Below are 15,539 nucleotides of genomic sequence, written 5' to 3' on the forward strand. Positions count from 1 at the left end.
TCTCGCACCGGTGAGGGCGCAGTTCGTGGGGAACCGGCTAGTCTACGGCACGGCTCCGCCACGTCCCACGCCCGTCCACATCCTGTTCAGCGCGCGCAGGGCCGCGCGCATCCTCATGGTGTGGGCGCCGCCGTCATCGTGGCGTGTCTACCCTCGCACGCATGACCGACACTACACTGCAATTCGATAACGCCTTCCTCCGCGAACTTCCGGGCGACCCGTCGCAGGCGCCGGGCACGCGGCAGGTCGAGGATGCTGCATGGTCACGCGTGGCGCCGACTCCGGTCGCGAAGCCGGAGCTGCTGGCGTGGTCGCCGGAGGTTGCCGAGGCGATCGGGTTCTCGCCGCGCGATGTGCTCGACCCCGCGTTCGCCGAGGTGTTCGCCGGCAACGCGCTGCTGCCCGGCATGCAGACCTACGCGGCGAACTACGGTGGCCACCAGTTCGGGCACTGGGCGGGGCAGCTGGGTGATGGCCGCGCGATCGCGCTTGGCGAGGTGATCGGCCGCGATGGTAGGCGCCACGAGCTGCAGCTCAAGGGCGCCGGGCCGACGCCGTACTCGCGCGGCGCCGATGGACGCGCGGTGCTGCGCTCCTCATTGCGCGAGTTCATCTGCAGCGAGGCGATGCACCATCTCGGCGTGCCGACCACGCGCGCGCTGAGCCTCGTCGCCACCGGCGACAGCGTCATGCGTGACATGTTCTACGACGGCCGGCCCGCACCCGAGCCGGGTGCGATCGTGTGCCGGGTGTCGCCGTCGTTCATCCGCTTCGGCAGCTTTGAACTGCCCTATGTGCGCGGCGACACCCACCTGCTGCGGAAGCTGGCGGACTTCACCATCGCCCGCGATTTCCCGCATCTCGGGCCCGGCCCGAACCGCTATGCGGACTGGTTCGCCGAGGTCTGCACCCGGACCGCCGCGTTGATGGCGCAGTGGATGCGCGTCGGCTTCGTCCACGGGGTGATGAACACCGACAACATGTCGATCCTCGGGCTCACCATCGACTACGGCCCCTACGGCTGGATCGAACCGTTCGATCCCGACTGGACGCCCAACACCACCGATGCCGGCGGCCGCCGTTACCGCTTCGGCTGGCAGCCGCGCATCGCGCACTGGAACCTCGGCCAGCTGGCGCAGGCGCTGTCGCCGTTGTTCGACGAGGTGGCGCCGCTGCAGGCCGGGCTGGACGGCTACGCGCATGCGTTCACTGTCGCCGATCGCGCCGCACAGGCGCGCAAGCTGGGGCTGGCGGAACTGGGCGACGACGACGCTGGCCTGCTGCAGGACCTGCTTGTGCTGCTGCATGACGGCGCCGCGGACATGACGCTGTTCTACCGCGCATTAGGTGAGCGCGAACCGGGCGCCGCGCCGGATGCCGCGCTGTTCGACACCTTCTATGGCGACGATGCCGAGGCCCGCATCGGCCCCGCACTGTCCGAGTGGCTGGCGCGCTACGCCGCCCGCGTGGAGCGCGATCCGCTCGATGCCGCGCAGCGGCGCGAGACCATGCGCCTGGCCAACCCGCGCTACGTGCCGCGTAACTGGCTGCTGCAGGAGGCGATCGACGCCGCCACCGCGGGCGACCTGGCGCCGCTGCATACCCTGCAGGCGGTGTTGCGCCACCCCTACGACGACCAGCCGGGGCGCGACGACCACGCGCGCAAGCGCCCGGACTGGGCGGCCAATCGCGCGGGCTGCTCGATGCTGTCGTGCAGTTCCTGAGCGGTGGCAGCGTCGTGCGCGGGTAAACTGCGCGCATGCCCCTGATCACACTCAACGCCGTCGATGTCGGCGTCGGCGGTCCGCCGCTACTCCATCGCACCGACCTCTCCATCGAACCCGGCGAGCGCATCGCGCTGATCGGCCGCAACGGCGCCGGCAAGTCGACCCTGCTGCGCGTGCTGGCCGGCGAGATCGAACCCGAGGACGGGCAGATCCGCCGCCAGGACAACCTGCGCGTCGCGCGCCTGGAACAGGAGGTCCCGGCCGGCGCCGGTGGCAGCGTGTTCGATGTGGTCGCCGAGGGCATGGGCGAGGAGGGCGCGCTGCTTGCCGAGTACCACCGGCTTGCGCATGCCGAGACCTTCGACAGCGACGCGTTCGCCGCCGTGCAGGCGCGGATCGAGGCGGCCGGGGCATGGGAGGTCGACCGCCGGGTCGAAGACACGCTGCTGCGCCTGTCGCTGGATGGCGATGCGGCGTTCTCCGCGCTGTCGGGCGGGCTCAAGCGTCGCGTGCTGCTGGCGCGTGCGCTGGTCTCGGCGCCCGACCTGCTGCTGCTCGACGAGCCCACCAACCATCTCGACATCGCCGCCATCGACTGGCTGGAGCAGTTCCTGCTGGAGTGGCGCGGCGCGCTGGTGTTCGTCACCCATGACCGGCGCTTCCTGCGGGCGCTGGCCACGCGCATCGTCGAGATCGACCGCGGCCAGGTCACCAGCTGGCCGGGCGACTGGGCCAACTACCAGCGCCGCCGCGAGGAACGGCTCAATGCCGAGGCGCAGGAGAACGCGCGCTTCGACAAGCTGCTGGCGCAGGAGGAGGCGTGGATCCGCCAGGGCATCAAGGCGCGCCGCACCCGCGACGAGGGGCGCGTGCGCCGCCTGAAGGCGATGCGCAACGAGCGCGCCGCGCGGCGCGAGCAGACCGGCAACGTGCGCATGCAGGCCACCCAGGGCGGTGCATCCGGCCGCAAGGTGGTGGAGGCGCGCGACGTTTCCTTCGCCTTCGCCAACGGCACGCCGCTGCTGACCGGGTTCTCGACCACCATCCTGCGTGGCGACCGCATCGGCCTGGTCGGCCCCAACGGTTCCGGCAAGACCACGCTGCTGCGGCTGCTGCTGGGCCAGCTGCAGCCGCAGGAAGGCGAGATCCGCATCGGCACCCAGCTCGACGTGGCCTACTTCGACCAGTACCGCTCGACCCTGCGCGAGGACTGGAACGCGCTGGAGAACGTCGCCGAGGGCCGCGAGTTCGTCGAGATCAACGGCGCGCGCAAGCACGCCATCGGCTACCTGCAGGATTTCCTGTTCACCCCGGAACGCGCGCGGGCGCCGATCACCCGGCTGTCGGGTGGTGAGCGCAACCGCCTGCTGCTGGCGAAGCTGTTCGCGCAGCCAGCGAACCTGCTGGTGATGGACGAACCCACCAACGACCTCGACGTGGAGACCCTGGAACTGCTCGAGGAGCTGCTGATGGACTACAGCGGCACCCTGCTGCTGGTCAGCCATGACCGCGAGTTCCTCGACAACGTGGTGACCTCGACGCTGGTGATGGAGGGTGAGGGCCGCGTCGGCGAGTACGTCGGCGGCTATTCCGACTGGCTGCGGCAGCGCGCCGCGGCGACCGCCAGCGCGCGTCCGGCGCCGGCTGCGGCGACGGATGGCGGCACGCGCGGCACCTCTCCGGCACCGGCGAAGCAGGCACCGCTGCGGCGCAAGCTCGGCTTCAAGGAAGCGCGCGAACTCGAACAGCTGCCGGCACGCATCGAGGCGCTGGAAGCACAGCAGGCGGCGATGACCGCGGAAATGGGCGATCCGGCGTTCTTCCAGCGCGATGGCGCGGCGATTGCCGCCCACGGCGAGGCGCTGGCCCGCGTGCAGGCGGAACTCGAGGAAGCCTATCGCCGCTGGGGCGAGCTCGACGGCTGATCCGGACCCCGCGGGCGCGTGCCCGCGCCGGCGGCAGGTTCCTGCCGCACCGGCGACGTATCTACGGTGAGCGCAGCATGCGGAATTCGGCCGGCTGCGTGCTGCCGTCGACGACCGGCACCGCCTCGGCGGTCACGAACATCCGCTCGCCTCGCGGCGTGAACAGCGCGGCGTGCAGCCCGAGCCGCGCGTCCCCGGCAACCTTCGCCGTGGAATAGCGCATCGTGAATGCATACGGCGGGCCGGGAATCGAGCTGAACTCCTCCCGGGCCAGCACGTCGTTGCCGCGCGACATGTCGACCAGCTCCACCCGTAACACCGAGTCGGCCGGCATCAGGAGTTTTTCGTGGAAGGTGGCGCGGCCCTCGACGGTCGCGCCGACTCCGTCTCCGGGTTCCGGCGTGGCGGCGCAGGCCGAGAGCGAGGCGGCGGCGATGCAGGCGGCGATCAGGGCAGGGCGCATGGCGGATCTCCAGTGGGCACTGCGAGGCTAGCGCCAGCCGGGTTGCACCGGAGTCAAGGCTGCACCCGGAACTCCACCAGCACCCCGAAGTGATCGGACGGCCACGTGCCGTCGCCCGCGGGGACGTCGAGCACCCGCCGCGCGGCGCGCGGTTGCAGGCGCGCGCCGCGTGCGAACACATGGTCGATCCGTCGGGCGCGCTCGAAGTAGTGCGGGTTGAGCGTGGTCCGCGCGGCGGTGCCGGGGTCCGTGGCGGCCACGGCGTCGACGAAGCCGGCCGCGTCCAGCGCCTGCAGTTCGGGCGCATCGGCTTCGGCGTTGAAGTCGCCCACCAGCACGCTGGCGTCCGATCCGTTGCGGTCGACGTGCGCCAGCACGCCGTCGAGCTGGCGCGCGCGGATCGCCGCGCCGTCGTCGGTCCAGTGCAGATGGGTGTTGAACACGTCCACCGCGCGACCGTGCACGTCCAGCCGCAGGTGCGCGACGGTGCGCGAGTCCTCCAGTGGCTCCAGCCGGGCCTCGCTGCGTGCCAGCACCGGCAGCCGCGACAGCAGCGCGTTGCCGTAGCGGTGCGCCTGCCCGGGTGGATCGGTGGACACGAAGTGGACCGAATAGCCGAGTGCCGCGCCGATGTCCTCGGCCTGGTTGCGCAGGCCGTCCTTCTGCAGCACTTCCTGCAGCGCGATCACGTCGGCATCCAGCGCGCGCAGGCCGTCGATCACCAGCGGCCGGCGGCGCGGCCAGTGGTCGCGGTCGTGATAGAGATTGAGGGTGACCACGCGCAGCGCCGGTGCATCGGCCGGGTGGCGAGGGGCCTGTGCGCAGGCGGCCAGCGCCATGCACGCGGCGGCCAGCACCGCGCACAGCCGGCCGGTCATGGCGCGGCGTCGATCCGGTACACGGGGTACAGGCCGAAGCGCTCGTCCCAGGCGCTGTGGCGGCGGTAGAAGAAGTCCAGGCGTGCACGCGGATCGGCGGCGAAGGCCGCGTCCTCGCGCAGCCGGCGCTCGAACGCCTCGCGCACTGCCGGGTCGGCCTCCAGCATCTCGCGGGCGACGGCTTCGGCGACGTACGCCTCCATGTATTCCTTGCGCTCGAAATGGTTGTTGAAGGCGCCCCATGCGGCGAGCGCGTCCGGCGCCTGCGGCTCCAGCAACGCCATCACCAGCCGCGCCTTCGGCTGCGCGATCGGCACGAACAGCGCGCCGGCCGGCAGGTCACGGGGCTCGTCGCGCCAGCTGCCTTCCAGGTCCAGCCGCTGCAGGCCCTCGCTGGAGGCGGCGGCAAAGCGGATGTCGTCCGCACGGAAGACCTGTACCGGCGCCCGGGCGAGCGCGCGCTCGACGCGGCGATAGTCGATGCCGTGGATCCGCAGTGCGCGCTCGACCCGCCCGGCCTGCGCGGGCGGCACCAGGTAGCCGGCACGCGGCGCGGTCGCGGTACGCGCCGGTACCAGGGTGTCGCGCAGCGGGACCCGCCACAGTTGCGGGGTGGTCTCGTCATAGCGGGTCATCAGCGCGCCGGAGACGTCCGATGGCGTGCGGGTGTAGGCATAGCCGCGGAAATCCAGCGTGCGCACGTCATCGGTGGCGCGCCAGTCGAGCGGCACGTCCTGGCCGCCGAGCGCCGCGGCGCGGCGGTCGGCCTCATGCGCGACGCGCATCCAGTCGCGGCCATGGCGGGCGATGTGGTCGAGCACCGACACGATGGTGTTGCGGGTGATCCGCACCCGCACCGGGTATTCCTTCCAGGAGTGGGTTTCGACCAGCATCGCCAGCCGGTTGCGCAGCAGGAAGTAGCCGGTGGAGAAGCGCGGCGGCGACACGCCGTCGACGAAGCCCGAGTCCGGCTCGTCGTGGCGCACGAAGGACGGATAGAACGGCAGCGGCAGTGAGCCCTGCGCGGCCAGGTCGGCCATGACCCCGTCGCGCAGCTGCAGCCCGGCCGCGCGCAGGGCGTCGTCGCCGGCGTGCAGCGGTTCCACCTGGATGGAGATGTCGTGCTCGAACTGCGCGCCATTGGTGGCGTGCAGGTCGATGTAGGCGATCGGGTCCCAGGCCTCGACCAGCGCCAGCATCGCCTGCATCTCGGGCGCTTCGGCCTTGGCGTAGTCGCGGTTGAGGTTGAGGTTCTGCGCGGTGGTGCGCCAGCCCATCTCGCGCGGGCCGCGCTGGTTGGGGCGGTTCCAGGCGCCGAAGCGCTCGTGCCCGTCGACGTTGAACACCGGTACGAACACCCAGACCAGCTGTTCGAGCGTGCCGGTCGCGGCATCGCCGTCGAGCGCTTCGCGCAGGGCCAGGAAGCCCGCGTCCTTGCCGTCGATCTCGCCGGCATGGATGCCGCCCTGCATCAGCACCACCGGGATGCCGGAGTCGCGCGCGGCCTCGGGCGTCAGCGCGCCGCTGCGCGACACCGCGAGCGCCTTCATCGGTCGGCCTTCGGGCGTGGTGCCGAAGTCGAAGCAGCGCACCGCGTCGGGATAGACGGCCTGGAAGGCGTCGCAAAGGGCGATGGTCTCGTCGTAGCGGCCGGTCTCGACGAAACCGCTGCGCTCGGCGTGCGTGGTGAGGTCGGCCGCGGCGGCGGGGCCGGCGACGGCGATCAGCAGGGCCAGGGCAAGGCGGTGCGGGAGGCGACGCGGCATGGCGGGCGGCTCGGGTGACAGGGGCGCCGATGGTAACGAGCCATGCACCCGTGCCGGCCGTGCCATTCGTTGGTCCCGGCGACGGACCCGATCGGCTACCCTTGCCCGCTTTCGCCCGTCCCTGGCCAGAGAATGTCCACGACTCCCGCTTCCGCTTCCCCGGCCAACGGCCGCATGCCCCGCCAGATCGGCTACATCATCGGCAACGAGGCCTGCGAGCGCTTCAGCTTCTACGGCATGCGCAACATCCTGGTGCCGTTCCTGATCAGTTCGGTGCTGCTGGCCTACCTGCCGGCCGGCTCCGAGCGCGACGCGGCGGCCAAGGACATCTTCCACATGTTCGTGATCGGCGTGTACTTCTTCCCGCTGCTGGGGGGATGGCTCGCCGACCGCTATTTCGGCAAGTACCACACGATCCTCTGGTTCTCGCTGATCTACTGCGCAGGCCATGCCTGCCTGGCGCTGTTCGAGAACAACGCGACGGGCTTCTATACCGGCCTGTTCCTGATCGCGCTGGGCTCGGGCGGCATCAAGCCGCTGGTGGTGAGCTTCTGCGGCGACCAGTTCGACCAGACCAACAAATCCAAGGCCAAGGTCGTCTTCGACGCCTTCTACTGGATCATCAACTTCGGCTCGTTCTTCGCCTCGCTGCTGGCGCCGCTGTTCCTGCGCCACTACGGGCCGGCCGTGGCGTTCGGCATCCCCGGCGTGCTGATGTTCATCGCCACCTTCATCTTCTGGCTGGGGCGCCGCGAGTACGTCAACGTGCCGCCGTCCGGGCGCGATCCGCATGCCTTCCTCGAAGTAGTGAAGTCCGCGCTGCGCGCGCAGGCGCCGGGGCAGGGCCGTCCTGGCCTGCTGGTGGCGATGACCGGCATGGTCTCGGCGGCGCTGATGCTGGTGCTGTGGGCGCTGTCGGCCACGGTCGGCGTCGACTTCTGGCCGACCGATTTCAACTTCGTCATCACCGCCTGCCTGGCGCTCGGCGTGATCATCGCGCTCGGCGGCTGGGGCGCCTCGCTGCAGCTCGAGCGTGCGCGTGGCGCGCATCCGGATGCCGCGGTGGACGGCGTGCGCGCGGTGCTGCGCATCCTCATCGTGTTCGCGCTGGTGACGCCGTTCTGGTCGCTGTTCGACCAGAAGGCCTCGACCTGGATCATCCAGGGCCGCGAGATGGTGATCCCGCACGAGGCCGGCTGGTGGCCCAGCTGGCTGATCCAGGACGCGGCGCAGATGCAGGCGCTCAATCCGCTGCTGGTGATGCTGCTGATCCCGTTCAACAACATCGTGCTGTACCCGCTGCTGCGGCGGCTGGGCTTCGTGGTGACCGCGCTGCGCCGGATGGGCTGGGGCATCGCGATTTCGGGCGTGTCGTGGATCGCCGCCGGCATCCTGCAGCTGTGGATCGACAGTGGCTCGGAAGTGTCGCTGGCCTGGCAGAGCCTGCCGTACCTGCTGCTGACCTTTGGCGAGGTGCTGGTCTCGGCCACCGCGCTGGAGTTCGCCTACAGCCAGGCACCGCATGCGATGAAGGGCGTGATCATGGCGTTCTGGTACCTCACCAGCACCTTCGGCAGCCTGTGGGTGCTGCTGACCAACGCCGGCGTGCGCAACGAGGCGGTGACCGCGTGGATCGCCTCGTCGGGGCTCAGCGAGAACGCGTTCCTGATGTTCTTCTTCGCCGCATTCGCGTTCGTCGCCGCGCTGGCATTCGCCCTCTATGCACGGCGCTACCCGATGCAGGACAACTACCGCATCGCCTGATGCGGCCACAGGCCCCACATGATGAACTCCGGACCCGTCACCCTGCTGCTGATCGCCGTCACCGTGCTGGTGTCGTGGCAGGCGTTCGCCAACCCGCGGCTGATCGAGCGGCTGATCCTGTGGCCGCCGGCGATCGACCGCAGGAAGCAGTACGACCGTCTCGTCACCCACGGCTTCATCCATGCCGACTGGGGCCACCTGCTGTTCAACATGATCACGCTGTTCTTCTTCGGCGGCCTGATCGAGCGCGCGTTCGCGCCCTACATCGGCGCCGTGGGTTTCGCGCTGTTCTACATCTCGGCGATCGTGGTCGCGATCCTGCCGACCTGGCTGCGCCACCGCCACGACCCGCACTACCGCAGCCTGGGTGCGTCGGGCGCGGTCTCCGCGGTGCTGTTCGCCTTCGTGCTGCTGAGCCCGTGGTCGCTGATCTTCGTGTTCTTCCTGCCGATGCCGGCGATCCTCTATGCGGTGATGTACGTCGGCTATTCGATCTGGATGGATCGCCGCGGCGGCGACAACATCAACCACAGCGCCCACCTGTGGGGCGCGGGGTACGGCGTGCTCTTCACCGTGATGATGGAGCCGCAGGTCATACCGGCGTTCCTCGAGCGCCTGGCGAGCCCATCGTTCTTCTGAGTTCCGCCCCAGGCGGCACCTGCCGACGCGCTCACTTCCACTGAAAGTCCGCTGTGCTAAAGCTGTCCGCACAGCCATACAGTGGAGTCACCCGCAAATGCTCATCACCCGGGCCAAGGCCACCGCTCTCCTCAACCAGAAGGAGATGGAGCTCTACACCGACAGCCGAGTGAACGCGCTGCGCAAGCTGGATGCGAAAGCGCTCACCACGCGCGTCGGCCGTGCACGCGATGCCCGCGACCGCGCGCGCGACCTCGTGCAGCGTCAGAAACTGGCATCGCGCGAACGCACCGGCGCCAAGCGCGGGACCAGCGGCATGGCGAACGAGCGCAGCAAGGAGAAGGCGACGCTGCTGTCGGACATCCTGTCGCGCTTCGAGGCGCAATTGCGCCAGGTCGAGCGCGACGACCGCAGGGCCGCCAAGGCCGCGGAGAAGACTGCCGCGACGGCTGCGTCGGCGCGCAAGCCGGCGTCGAAGCGCAGCGAAGCGTCAGCGCCGGCGAAGCCGGCCGGCGGGCGGCGCAGCGCTGCATCCGGTGAGCCGGCCAGCGCGACCCGCAAGTCGTCGGCGAAGGGCACGCCGGCCGGCGGCGCCAGGGCGACACGCGCGTCCACCAGATCGGCGGAGCCGTCGAAGGCTGCAAAGAAGGCTACGGGCACCGCATCCGCTGACGGCAAGGCTGCGGGCAGGTCCGCGACCGGGGCGTCCAAAAAGGCGCGTCCCGCGAAGAAGGTACTGACGCCCGAGCAGGCGCTCGAACGCACCCGCGAACTGCTGGAGGCCAAGCAGCAGCAGGCGCGCCAGCCGAAGTCCTGGGAGACCCTTGGTGGCACCGCCGCTGAAGCCGGATCCCCGGGTTACCAGTCCGAGGAAGCGGCACGGCGGGCCGAGCAGCTGCACGAGGGCGAGGCCCGCGTCCCGGCCATCCACGGCAGCAACAGCACCCGTGACCGCATCAACCAGGGCAAGCGCGACGCGCGCCGTTCGCCCGCCACCGGGGATTGAGCATGGCCACACCCGCGGATGTGAGGCATGACGCCCGGCGCGGCAGGTTCGAGCTCGACATGGATGGCGAAACCGCCCATGTCGAGTACCGGCGCGACGGCGACACCATGGTGATCCTGCACACGATCGTGCCGGAGGCGCTGTCCGGCCGGGGCATCGCCGGCACCCTCAATGCCGCGGCACTCGGGCATGCCCGCGAGGCGGGTCTGCAGGTGGATCCGCAGTGCGAATACACCGCGTCCTACGTGCGCCGGCACTCCGGTTATGACGACCTTCTGGTCGGCGGCGAGCGGTCGTCGTAAACGCGTTTTGCCCATTCACACTTTCGATTCGAACTAGGGTATCGTGCGCGAACTGTTCAAGGCCGGGATCACGGTACATCGTGGCTCCGATGCGGTAGATCAAAGCTGTACGGCCGCACGGCCGGGACGATCCGCTCCATCGCTTTCGCGTTACCCCTTGCTAGACAGTCTCGGCTCCGCCACGGCGGGTCGTGCCAAACCATCAACAACTGTTGTATCAAGGAGTAACACCATGTCCGAGCGTCAGAGCGGTACCGTCAAGTGGTTCAACGATGCCAAGGGCTTCGGCTTCATCACCCCGGAAAGCGGCCAGGACGTGTTCGTCCACTTCCGCTCGATCCAGGGCACCGGCTTCAAGTCCCTGCAGGAAGGCCAGCGCGTCTCCTTCAAGGTCGTGCAGGGCCAGAAGGGCCTGCAGGCTGACGAAGTGCAGCCCGAGTAATCCAGCCCTCACGGCAGGATCGAAAGCCCGGCTCCGGCCGGGCTTTTTCGTGGGCGACGTTCGGACGTGAGCCGGGCGGGCCGCACGCGCACGCTGCTTGCATGGGGCCATCACGCAACGCCCTTTAGCCTCGTCACGACATTGAACAGGGGAACGCAGACGATGAAGTACTGGTGGATCGGGCTGGCCGTGCTTGCGCTGGCCGCGTGCGGCCGCAACGAGGAGGCGACCACCATCCCGTCGACGCCGGCAGCGCCGCAACAGGTGGGCGATCCTGCCGGGGCACCACAGCAGGCGCCGGCGCTCGAGGACGTCATCGAGCAGACGCCACGCTACATCGTCGGCATCAGCTATCCGCCCGAGGCGCGTCGCCATCCCGGACTTGCGGCCGAGCTGCACCGTTACGGCCAGGCCGCCCGCGGCGAGCTCGTGGACGCGGCAGCCAGCGCGGGCGAGGCGCCCGGCGGGCTTGCATACGACCTTTCGCTGGAATTCCGGATGCTCGCGGAAACCCCGCAGCTGGTGGCGGTTGCCGCCGACGGCAGCAGCTATACCGGCGGTGCGCATGGCAACCCGCTGGTGGCGCGCTTCGTCTGGCTGCCGCAGCAGGAACGCATGCTGCGTGCGGCCGATCTGGTGGCCGGGCCGGACGGCTGGGCGGCGATATCGGCCTACGTGCGCGAGCAGCTGCACGCGGTGCTGGGCACCCGGATCGATGCCGAGGAACTCTCGCCCGAGGAGCGCCACGAGGCGTTGCGCACCGCAGGGCGGATGATCGACGACGGCTCCGGGCCGGAGCCCGACAATTTCGATTCCTTCGAGCCCGTGCTCGATCCGCAGGGCCGCATCGAGGCGCTGCGCTTCGTGTTTCCGCCGTACCAGGTGGGCCCGTACGCCGACGGCACCCAGAGCGTTTCGGTGCCTGCGCATGTGTTGCTGCCGCACGTGGCCGCCGAGTATCGCGGATTGTTCTCGACCGACATGCCGGCACCTTCGATCAACGATGCGGGCGTCGACGGCGCGGACTGGCGCCGCGAGAACGGATAGCCGGGCGCCTGGTCCCGGCTATTCCCCCGCCAGGCTCGCCGGGCCGGGAGCTTCCGGCTGCTGCGGACCTACGGGGCGCTGAGTGCGGCGACGTCCGCGCGGGATGATCAGGCCGCCGCACCCAGCAGTCGCGCCGCCCCCGACAGCGTGGCGCCAAGATCGCCATCGAGGCGCAGGCCGGCAAGGGCGTCCGCGCGGGTCACGCCACGATTGAGGATGGCGAGCGGCAGCCCGCGCTCGTGCGCCATCCGCGCGAAGCGGAACCCGGAATAGACCATCAGCGACGAGCCGGCCACCAGCAGTGCATCGGCCTGTTCGAGGGCGTCGCATGCAGCGATGTAGCGTGCACGCGGAACGTTCTCGCCGAAGAACACCACGTCGGGTTTCAGCAGGCCGCCGCAGTCCACGCAGTGTGGTGGCAGATAGGCGCGCTCGGCCTCCGGGGCGATGTCGGCGTCGCCATCCGGTGCGGCCGTGGCGAGGCCGGGCGACCAGCCCGGATTGAGCGCATCGAGTCGCGGCTGCAGCGAGGCACGCGGCAGCCGGCCGCCGCAGCCCAGGCAGACCACCGCATCCAGGCGACCGTGCAGGTCGATGACGGACTCGCTGCCGGCCCGCTGGTGCAGGCCGTCGACGTTCTGGGTGACCACGATCGAAAGCGGGCCGCTGGCGCCGAGCGCGGCCAGGGCGTGGTGGGCGTCGTTGGGGCGGGCGCGGTCGAAACGCGGCCAGCCGACGTGGCTGCGCGCCCAGTAGCGGCGGTAGGTCGCGGGGTCGCCGGTGAACCCCTGCCAGGTCACCGGCGGCGGACGTGTCCACTGACCGTCGTCGCCGCGGTAGCCGGGGATGCCCGACGCGGTGCTGCAGCCGGCACCGGTCAGCACGAAGATCCGCCGATGGCCCGAGAGCCAGTCCGCCAGCCGCACTGCGTTGTCGTGGGCGGGGGCGGGAAGCGGGGAGGGCATGGGCTGCATGCTTCCATCGTACCGGGCCAGAAACTGGAAGACGGGCAATATCGGGCCGCTCGCCGTTGCCGTCCGGGAACTCGAACCCAACCAACCTGTGGCACGCAAAGGACACAGAAGGTGTTCCGGCACGATCGCGTGCAGCCGGATGCCCGTGCGCTCGTGAGTTGCTTCGTTGTGATCCGTGGTGGCCGCGGTGGGCTGCCCGCAAGCCCACCGAGGGGCCCCTTTTCGATCAGGAGAAGAGCCAAAAAAAAACCGCCCGGATCGCTCCGGGCGGTTTGCTCGCCATCAGGCGAAAAACGTTACCTGTTGACCGGCTCCGGGGTGCCGGCATCCGGCGCTGCGGAGTCGTCGGCCGAACCGGCCAGGCCACGCTTCACCAGCAGCGGCTGGATGTCCGGTTCGGCACCGGAGAAGTCGCGGAACAGCTGCAGCGCATCCTTGCTGCCGCCCTGCGAGAGCAGGGTGGCGCGCAGGCGGTCGCCGTTGGCGCGGGTCAGGCCGCCGTTGTCCTCGATCCACTTCACCGTATTGGCGTCGAGCACCTCGGACCAGATGTAGGCGTAGTAGCCCGCCGCATAGCCGCCCATGATGTGGCTGAAGTAGGTGGTGCGGTAACGCGGCGGCACCGCCGCGAAGTCCACGCCCGCCTCGCGCAGCGCGGTGGCCTCGGTGGCGAGGATGTCGCCCGGCTCCGGCAGCCGGTTCGCCGGCAGCTGGTGCAGGTGCTGGTCGAGCATCGCCGCACCCAGGTACTCGGTGGTGGCGAAGCCCTGGTTGAACTGGGCGGCCGCGGTCACCTTGTCCAGCAGGGCCTGCGGCATCGGCTCGCCGGTCTCGTAGTGCTTGGCGTAGTTGGCGAGGATCGACGGCCAGTCCGCCCACATCTCGTTGACCTGCGAGGGGAACTCGACGAAGTCGCGCGGCACGCTGGTGCCGGAGAAGTAGGGGTACTCGACGTCCGAGAACATGCCGTGCAGCGCATGGCCGAACTCGTGGAACATCGTGGTGACCTCGTCCCAGGTCAGCAGGGTCGGCTCGCCCGCCGGCGGCTTGGTGATGTTCTGGTGGTTGGCGACCACCGGCTTGGTGCCCATCAGCTCCGACTGCGACACGTACGAGTTCATCCACGCACCGCCACGCTTGGAGTCACGCGCGTACGGGTCGAAGATGAAGATCGCCAGCTTGCTGCCGTCGTGGTCGAACACGTCGTACACGCGCGTGTCGGGGTGGTACAGCGGCAGGTCGGTGCGGTGCTTGAAGGTGATGCCATAGAACTCGGTGGCGGCATGGAACACGCCGTTCTCGAGCACGTTGACCATCTCCAGGTACGGCTTGAGCTGCGACTCGTCGAAGTCGTACTTGGCCTGGCGCACCTTCTCGGAATAGAAGGCCCAGTCCCACGGCTCGAGCTTGAAGGTCGGCTCGCCCTTGGCGGCCTGTTCCTGGTCGATCATCGCCTGCAGTTCGGCGGCTTCGCGGCGCGCGTTGGCCACGGCCGGCGGCGCCAGCTGGCGCAGCATGTTGTTGACGGCGTCCGGATTCTGCGCGGTCTCGTCGTCGAGCACGTAGTGCGCGGTGGTCGGGAAGCCCAGCATGCCGGCGCGTTCGGCGCGCAGCTTCAGCACCTGCGAGACGATCTCGCGGTTGTCCCACTGGTTGCCGCGGGCGCCACGCACGACCGATGCCTCGTGGATGCGCTGGCGCAGGTCGCGGTTGGTCAGCTGCGACAGCGGCGGCTGGCCGGTGGTGTTGAGCAGGGTGACGACGTACTTGCCTTCGTGGCCGCGGGTCTTGGCGGCATTGGCGGCGGCGGTGATCTGCTGCTCGGTCAGGCCGTCGAGCTCCTCGCGGGTGTCGACCACCACCGCGGAATCGTTGACCTCGGCCAGCACGTTCTGGCTGAAGGTGGTGCCCAGGCGGGCGAGCTCGCCGTTGATTTCCTTCAGGCGCGCCTTCTGCCCCTCGTCGAGGTCGGCACCGGCGCGAACGAAGTCGTTGTAGTAACGCTCGACCAGCCGCACGCCCTGCGCATCCAGACCGAGCGAGGCGCGGTCGTCGTGCAGGGTCTTGATGCGCGCGAACAGCTCGGGGTTGAGGGTGATCTCGTCGCGGTAGGCGGCGAACTTCGGCGAGTACTCGGCCTGCAGGCGCTTGCGCTCGTCGTTGGTGTCGGTGCCGACCAGGTTGAAGAACACCCGGGTGGCGCGGCCGAGCAGCTGGCCGGCCTTTTCCATCTCGAGGATGGTGTTCTCGAAGGTCGGTGCCTCCGGGTTGCTCGCGATGCGCTCGATCTCGGCCAGGTGCTCGCGCATGCCGGCGTCGAAGGCGGGCGCGAAGTGCTCATCGCGGATGCGGTCGAACTGCGGGTACTGCAGGTCAAGCGGGCTGACCTGGAAGAAAGGATTGGCCTGCTGCGCTTCCGAGGACACGGCAGCGCCCTGCGGGGCGGCGGGGGTCTGGGCGAGCGCGGGGGCGCCAAAGCCGGCGATGGCGGCGGCGAGCGCGAGGCTGAGCGGGTGCTTCATGCGGCGGATTCCTGCTACGTCGGAACCACCAAGAATATCCCACCGCTACTGACCGGGACCCATGACCATCGGCATGGGCGCCGG

General features: G+C 69.7%; 13 protein-coding genes. 8 read left to right on the forward strand and 5 right to left on the reverse strand.

All coding sequences use genetic code 11. The features are described from left to right. Positions 1–161 precede the first annotated feature (161 nt). Together ERL55_RS06040 and ERL55_RS06045 are read left to right on the forward strand one after the other, a co-directional pair. Positions 162–1,724: a YdiU family protein gene (locus tag ERL55_RS06040; RefSeq protein WP_129135627.1), complete on the forward strand. Its 1,563-nt coding sequence runs from the start codon at positions 162–164 to the stop codon at positions 1,722–1,724. Positions 1,725–1,759: 35 nt separating this feature from the next. Then, entirely contained in the window at positions 1,760–3,652 is a 1,893-nt protein-coding gene (locus ERL55_RS06045; protein WP_129135628.1) for an ATP-binding cassette domain-containing protein, read from the forward strand. A gap of 61 nt (positions 3,653–3,713) precedes the next feature. Here ERL55_RS06045 and ERL55_RS06050 read toward each other — a convergent pair whose 3' ends face one another. From ERL55_RS06050 to ERL55_RS06060, 3 genes are read right to left on the reverse strand one after another with little or no spacing between them, the layout of a single operon-like run. Then, complete coding sequence (locus ERL55_RS06050; RefSeq protein WP_129135629.1) at positions 3,714–4,115, reverse strand: YbaY family lipoprotein; 402 nt, start codon at positions 4,113–4,115, stop codon at positions 3,714–3,716. A 53-nt stretch (positions 4,116–4,168) separates the two neighbouring features. Further along, positions 4,169–4,993, reverse strand: a complete 825-nt coding sequence (locus ERL55_RS06055) for an endonuclease/exonuclease/phosphatase family protein (RefSeq protein ID WP_241685854.1) — start codon at positions 4,991–4,993, stop codon at positions 4,169–4,171. Further along, positions 4,990–6,759 (reverse strand): M14 family metallopeptidase, encoded by a 1,770-nt coding sequence (locus tag ERL55_RS06060; protein ID WP_129135630.1) that lies wholly within the window; start codon positions 6,757–6,759, stop codon positions 4,990–4,992. The genes ERL55_RS06055 and ERL55_RS06060 overlap by 4 nt, the downstream gene beginning before the upstream one ends. A gap of 132 nt (positions 6,760–6,891) precedes the next feature. On the opposite strand from ERL55_RS06060, the gene ERL55_RS06065 reads away from it, so the two are divergent. From ERL55_RS06065 to ERL55_RS06090, 6 genes are all read left to right on the forward strand, one after another. Next, positions 6,892–8,523, forward strand: coding sequence for an oligopeptide:H+ symporter (locus tag ERL55_RS06065; protein ID WP_129135631.1), 1,632 nt, complete (start codon positions 6,892–6,894; stop codon positions 8,521–8,523). An 18-nt stretch (positions 8,524–8,541) separates the two neighbouring features. Beyond that, positions 8,542–9,162 (forward strand): rhomboid family intramembrane serine protease, encoded by a 621-nt coding sequence (locus tag ERL55_RS06070; RefSeq protein ID WP_129135632.1) that lies wholly within the window; start codon positions 8,542–8,544, stop codon positions 9,160–9,162. Positions 9,163–9,259: 97 nt separating this feature from the next. After that, entirely contained in the window at positions 9,260–10,168 is a 909-nt protein-coding gene (locus ERL55_RS06075; RefSeq protein ID WP_129135633.1) for a hypothetical protein, read from the forward strand. 2 nt (positions 10,169–10,170) lie between these two features. After that, entirely contained in the window at positions 10,171–10,470 is a 300-nt protein-coding gene (locus ERL55_RS06080) for a GNAT family N-acetyltransferase (RefSeq protein WP_129135634.1), read from the forward strand. A gap of 232 nt (positions 10,471–10,702) precedes the next feature. Continuing rightward, positions 10,703–10,912 carry a cold-shock protein gene (locus ERL55_RS06085; protein WP_129135635.1) on the forward strand — a complete coding sequence of 70 codons (210 nt, stop codon included), beginning with the start codon at positions 10,703–10,705 and terminating at the stop codon, positions 10,910–10,912. A gap of 162 nt (positions 10,913–11,074) precedes the next feature. Next, complete coding sequence (locus tag ERL55_RS06090) at positions 11,075–11,959, forward strand: DUF3298 and DUF4163 domain-containing protein (RefSeq protein WP_129135636.1); 885 nt, start codon at positions 11,075–11,077, stop codon at positions 11,957–11,959. A gap of 107 nt (positions 11,960–12,066) precedes the next feature. Here the strand turns inward: ERL55_RS06090 and ERL55_RS06095 are convergent, their stop codons facing one another. After that, a complete protein-coding gene (locus tag ERL55_RS06095) occupies positions 12,067–12,924 on the reverse strand; it encodes an NAD-dependent protein deacetylase (protein ID WP_129135637.1) in 858 nt (285 codons plus the stop codon). Positions 12,925–13,229: 305 nt separating this feature from the next. Next, positions 13,230–15,455, reverse strand: coding sequence for a M3 family metallopeptidase (locus tag ERL55_RS06100; RefSeq protein ID WP_129135638.1), 2,226 nt, complete (start codon positions 15,453–15,455; stop codon positions 13,230–13,232). Positions 15,456–15,539: the final 84 nt, after the last annotated feature.

It is taken from the genome of Luteimonas sp. YGD11-2 (genome assembly GCF_004118975.1).
Lineage (GTDB): Bacteria > Pseudomonadota > Gammaproteobacteria > Xanthomonadales > Xanthomonadaceae > Luteimonas > Luteimonas muca.

Coding starts and splice junctions, on each gene's coding strand:
- ERL55_RS06040 (WP_129135627.1), top strand. CDS start 162: ATGACCGACACTACACTGCAATTCGATAACGCCTTCCTCCGCGAACTT.
- ERL55_RS06045 (WP_129135628.1), top strand. CDS start 1,760: ATGCCCCTGATCACACTCAACGCCGTCGATGTCGGCGTCGGCGGTCCG.
- ERL55_RS06050 (WP_129135629.1), bottom strand. CDS start 4,115: ATGCGCCCTGCCCTGATCGCCGCCTGCATCGCCGCCGCCTCGCTCTCG.
- ERL55_RS06055 (WP_241685854.1), bottom strand. CDS start 4,993: ATGACCGGCCGGCTGTGCGCGGTGCTGGCCGCCGCGTGCATGGCGCTG.
- ERL55_RS06060 (WP_129135630.1), bottom strand. CDS start 6,759: ATGCCGCGTCGCCTCCCGCACCGCCTTGCCCTGGCCCTGCTGATCGCC.
- ERL55_RS06065 (WP_129135631.1), top strand. CDS start 6,892: ATGTCCACGACTCCCGCTTCCGCTTCCCCGGCCAACGGCCGCATGCCC.
- ERL55_RS06070 (WP_129135632.1), top strand. CDS start 8,542: ATGATGAACTCCGGACCCGTCACCCTGCTGCTGATCGCCGTCACCGTG.
- ERL55_RS06075 (WP_129135633.1), top strand. CDS start 9,260: ATGCTCATCACCCGGGCCAAGGCCACCGCTCTCCTCAACCAGAAGGAG.
- ERL55_RS06080 (WP_129135634.1), top strand. CDS start 10,171: ATGGCCACACCCGCGGATGTGAGGCATGACGCCCGGCGCGGCAGGTTC.
- ERL55_RS06085 (WP_129135635.1), top strand. CDS start 10,703: ATGTCCGAGCGTCAGAGCGGTACCGTCAAGTGGTTCAACGATGCCAAG.
- ERL55_RS06090 (WP_129135636.1), top strand. CDS start 11,075: ATGAAGTACTGGTGGATCGGGCTGGCCGTGCTTGCGCTGGCCGCGTGC.
- ERL55_RS06095 (WP_129135637.1), bottom strand. CDS start 12,924: ATGCCCTCCCCGCTTCCCGCCCCCGCCCACGACAACGCAGTGCGGCTG.
- ERL55_RS06100 (WP_129135638.1), bottom strand. CDS start 15,455: ATGAAGCACCCGCTCAGCCTCGCGCTCGCCGCCGCCATCGCCGGCTTT.